We start from the raw sequence: 4,775 nt of genomic DNA on the forward strand, positions 1-4,775 counted from the left end.
GTCATCACATTTCTCCAGTTTAGGATAGAAAATGTGTCAACCTTATTCAGGACGGAACACATTAAGCTAAAAAGCCGTTTCGGAAGAAGCGGCTTTTTGCGTTTTATATCTAGACAAACCGCTCAGGGCATCAGTCCGCCCTGAGAATTTTCGGTAATGCTTTTCTGTCGGCGACTGCTTTTCTGTTCATGGGCGATCACAAACAGGCCTGCTGCCAGAATGATGGCGGTGCCCACCAGTGTCAGTCTATCCGGGTATTCACTGAATACCAGAAAACCCAGAAGCGTGGCGCTGACAATCTCCAGATACTGAAACGGAGCCAGTGTGCTTGCGGCTGCACGATGGAAGGCAACGTTGATCATCAGATAGCAGGCAGCGGATATTGCACCTAAGAGTGCCAGCAGGGGAAGGTGGGCGCTCTGCAGCGGGTGCCAGTGCATAACCGTTTCCTGAGTCAGGGTGCCTGCGATTAAAAGAGCCCCGAGAAAGGCGATCCCGGCGATCCCGGTCCCGGCCTGAATCTGCAAAGGCTGGAGTTGATCCCGACATTTGCGGATCACAATAAAATGCAGGGCGTAACAGAGAGCGGCCAGCATCGGTAGTACGGCACTGAAGCCATAGAGTTGCCAGTTAGGGCGTACCACGACCATGGCTCCAATCAGGCCCACAATAGCAGCCAGATAACGCACCCACGGAGTACGTTCTTTCAGAACCAGTCCCGACAGGCCCATTAACAGCAGCGGCTCGATAAAAAAGAGCGCAATCGCATTGGCGACGGGCAGTTCCCTGAGTGACCACATCATAAAAGTAATTGCCGAGGTGATCAGGCTGCCTGCGATACCTAACCGGAGTATCAGGCTGGGCTTTAAACGTCTTAGGGAGCTTAAACCTGTCCGGGTGCGCATCAGAATCAGTGTAATTAACAATGTCTGTAGCAGGGTTCGGATAAAACTGACCTGCACAGGCCCCAGAGATTGAGTCAGTATTTTTGCCAGAACGTCTACCGAAGGCACCAGCAGCATCGCCAGAATCATGATAATCAGGCCGCTGTGATTGCTTTGCTGTTCACTGGGGTGCAGCAGAAAAGAGAAAAAAGTTCGTATAGCCATTACCGGCTCCGGACAAAAGTTGGCTGTTAGTGGTGTTCAGGCTGATTTTCTAACGCTGTTTTACTGTTCAGCAGTGTTATCTTGGGGGATTCCCTTTCACCTGTTACGCAGACGCGGCATAATACGCGCCTTTTACCGAGGCGGACAAACAGGAATTTTCTCCCCCCGGCCGAATATTTAATCAATAGATTCAGGTTATTATCTTGCTGACTACTGCCAATATCACCATGCAATTCGGCGCTAAGCCGTTGTTCGAAAACGTTTCCGTAAAATTTGGTGAAGGAAACCGTTATGGTCTGATCGGAGCCAATGGCTGCGGTAAATCCACTTTTATGAAAATTCTGGGTGGTGATCTTGAGCCAACGGCGGGCAACGTCTCCAAAGACCCGAACGAGCGCATCGGTAAGCTGAAGCAGGATCAGTTCGCCTACGAGCAATACAGTGTAGTTGATACCGTGATCATGGGTAACGCTGAACTTTGGGCGGTTAAAGAAGAGCGTGATGCGATCTACTCGAAAGCGGAAATGACCGAAGAAGACGGTATCCGCGCTGGTGAACTGGAAGGCGAGTTCGCCGAAATGGACGGCTACACCGCCGAATCCCGTGCCGGTGAACTCCTGCTGGGTGTGGGTATTCCTGTTGAGCAGCACTTTGGTCCGATGAGTGAAATCGCACCGGGCTGGAAATTGCGTGTGCTGCTGGCGCAGGTGCTGTTCTCTGATCCGGATATCATGCTGCTGGACGAACCTACCAACAACCTGGATATCAACACCATCCGCTGGTTGGAAGGCGTTCTGAATGAGCGTAACTGCACCATGATCATCATCTCGCACGACCGTCATTTCCTGAACAGTGTGTGTACGCACATGGCAGATCTTGATTACGGTGAACTGCGTCTGTATCCGGGTACTTACGATGAGTACATGACAGCAGCGACTCAGGTGCGTGAGCGTCAGCTGGCGGACAACGCTAAGAAGAAAGCCCAGATCGCCGATCTGAAAGCGTTTGTAAGCCGTTTCTCGGCTAACGCTTCCAAGTCCAAACAGGCAACGTCCCGTGCTAAGCAGATCGATAAGATCCAGCTGGAAGATATCAAGCCTTCCAGCCGTCAGAATCCGTTTATCCGCTTTGAGCAGGAGAAGAAGCTGCACCGCTTAGCGCTGGAAGTGGAAGGTCTGGCGAAGAGTTTTGATGAAGAGCTGTTCTCCGGTTTCGATCTGATGGTTGAAGTGGGCGAGCGTGTGGCGATTATTGGTCCCAACGGTATCGGTAAGTCCACCCTGCTGAAATGTCTGGTGGGTGATCTGGAACCTACCGCAGGTACCGTTAAGTGGTCTGAAAACCACAAGCTGGGTTATTACGCTCAGGATCACGCTGCAGACTTTGAAGAAGATAAAACCCTGCTGGACTGGATGGGTGACTGGGGTCAGGAAGGTGATGACGAGCAGGTGATTCGCGGCACGCTGGGGCGTCTGTTGTTCTCCCAGAAAGATATCGATAAGTCCGTTAAGGTAATCTCCGGTGGTGAGCAGGGTCGTATGCTGTTCGGTAAGATCATGCTACAGCGTCCGAACATCCTGCTGATGGATGAGCCAACCAACCACCTGGATATGGAGTCTATTGAGTCTCTTAACCTGGCGCTGGAAAACTACGAAGGTACGCTGCTGTTCGTATCCCACGACCGTGAGTTTGTATCCTCGCTGGCGACCCGTATTATCGAGCTGACACCGACCGGCATTGTCGACTTCCACGGTACTTACGAAGACTATCTGAAGAGTCAGGGTGTTAACTAATAACGGTTAGCTTTTAACTGAAAGGTGAAAGGTAAGCGTTGATCGTTGATTGCAGGAATCAGATTGTCGTTTAAACGATTCATCTGTCCCTGATCCGATGCCGGTTTGTTTGCTCTGCCCTTAAAGGCAGGGTGTAACAGACCGGCATTTTTTATTACCGTGAAATATGACCTGATCCGTTAACAATGCAATAACCCGTTACCCTTTACCCGTTAAAAAAATGTATGAGCCAATCAAAAAAAGCCCGTTTAGACCGCTTTGTCAGTCAGACCCTGTATGAACGTGATCCGGCGCATCCGGTGAGCAAAAAACAGGTGCGTCTGATGTTGGCGCAGGGGCGGATCCAGGTGGACGGCAAGCCCGCAGACAGTATCAGCCAGCCCATCGACTTTTTCAGTCGAATTGAGCTGGACGGGGAACGGCTGCAGGATAATCGGCCGCTGTATCTGATGTTGCATAAGCCAGTGGGTGTGGTAACGGCGGTTACCGACGATGAGCACAAAACCGTGATCGATCTGATTGAGCATCCGGATAAAGATCAGCTGCATCATGTGGGACGGCTTGATCTGAATACCTCCGGGCTTCTGCTGTTGACCAATGATGGTGACTGGTCAACAGCCCTGACTCTGCCGGATAAAGAGGTTGAGAAGTGCTATGAGGTGCAGCTGGCGCGTCCGGTCAATGACGACTATGTTCAGGCTTTTGCTGAAGGTATCTGGTTTGACTATGAGGGCGTGATGACCCGCCCGGCGCGACTGGATATTCTGGACGATCATCACGCCCGGGTCTGGCTGACCGAGGGGCGCTATCATCAGGTTAAGCGTATGTTTGGTCACTTCCGTAACGAGGTGGTTAAGCTGCACCGCAGCTCGCTGGGTTCGCTGCAACTTGATCCGGCATTAGAGCCCGGGCATTGGCGGGAGCTGACGCTGGATGAGCTGGATCAACTAAAAGCCAGTGGCGTTCGTCACAGTGCTTACCTTAATCCTTAATCCTTAATCGCTGAGTTGACCTGTTAACTCATCAAAATGCCGGATCACCAGATCAGCCTGGTGAGCATAATCCGGGATTTCCTGAGGGGCAAACAGGCAGGAGCGCATGCCTGCGTTATTGGCGGCTTCAATGTCGTAACGAAAATCGCCTACGTACATTACCTGTTCCGGCTGCAGACGCCACTCGGTAGCGATCATTAAGAGGGCTGTTGGGTCCGGTTTGGCAGGAGCTTCTTCCCGGGTAATGACACGGGTGATCGGCATCGCGTTGTTGCTGATTTTGATCTGTGCTGCTTCCTGAAAGTTACGGGTCACAATCGCCATGGGGTAGTTCATCCGGTTCAGGCGTTCAACAAAGTCCCTGGCCCCGGGGATCCAGCTGGCCTGATGGGCATCTTCAAGTTCATGCTGCTCAATGATGCTGTTAGCCCGGTCTCTCAGAAAGGGGTCATTCAGAGTTGATGTAAAAGCCAGAATATCGTCTTCCGGTGGGCAGGCGACCTGCTCTCTTAACCATTTAAAGTCCAGTGAAGAAGAGACCAGGGTACCGTCCAGATCGAAGATAATTCCTTTAATATTTTGCATGCCACTGCGCTCCTTACGATTTTACCGGTAACCTAAAGCCCGATATTTCAATATGTTATAGCAGTTATACGGAGTACTTGCATGTGGCAAAATAATTTTAGACAGAGAAGGCGAACTGTGTATAATGAGCTTGTCTGAAAGCAAGTCTGTATTTATGCACCATTTCGATGTCTTCACTTTAGTTTGATATATTCACTAAGTAAGTTCTCGTCCTGTTTTCCATAAGTAATAGCACGACTTCCAGAAAAACCGCTTCATGACGAAGCAAAAAAATTACTCTTGAATGACAGGAATTT

At 50.7% G+C, this 4,775-nt stretch carries 4 protein-coding genes; 2 read left to right on the forward strand and 2 right to left on the reverse strand.

Annotation, left to right across the window (positions count from 1 at the left end; all coding sequences use genetic code 11):
• Positions 1-122: 122 nt before the first annotated feature.
• Entirely contained in the window at positions 123-1,109 is a 987-nt protein-coding gene (locus AC4GL5_RS18220) for a DMT family transporter (protein ID WP_490384230.1), read from the reverse strand.
• Between the two features lie 203 nt (positions 1,110-1,312).
• Between AC4GL5_RS18220 and AC4GL5_RS18225 the strand changes: the two genes are divergently transcribed.
• Positions 1,313-2,902, forward strand: coding sequence for an ABC-F family ATPase (locus AC4GL5_RS18225; RefSeq protein ID WP_490384231.1), 1,590 nt, complete (start codon positions 1,313-1,315; stop codon positions 2,900-2,902).
• Between the two features lie 224 nt (positions 2,903-3,126).
• Positions 3,127-3,894 carry a pseudouridine synthase gene (locus tag AC4GL5_RS18230; protein ID WP_490384232.1) on the forward strand — a complete coding sequence of 256 codons (768 nt, stop codon included), beginning with the start codon at positions 3,127-3,129 and terminating at the stop codon, positions 3,892-3,894.
• A 3-nt stretch (positions 3,895-3,897) separates the two neighbouring features.
• Here AC4GL5_RS18230 and AC4GL5_RS18235 read toward each other — a convergent pair whose 3' ends face one another.
• The gene (locus tag AC4GL5_RS18235) at positions 3,898-4,479 is read right to left on the reverse strand and encodes an HAD family hydrolase (RefSeq protein ID WP_490384233.1); all 582 of its coding nucleotides are present in this window, start codon (positions 4,477-4,479) and stop codon (positions 3,898-3,900) included.
• Positions 4,480-4,775: the final 296 nt, after the last annotated feature.

Source organism: Oceanospirillum sp., from assembly GCF_982874595.1.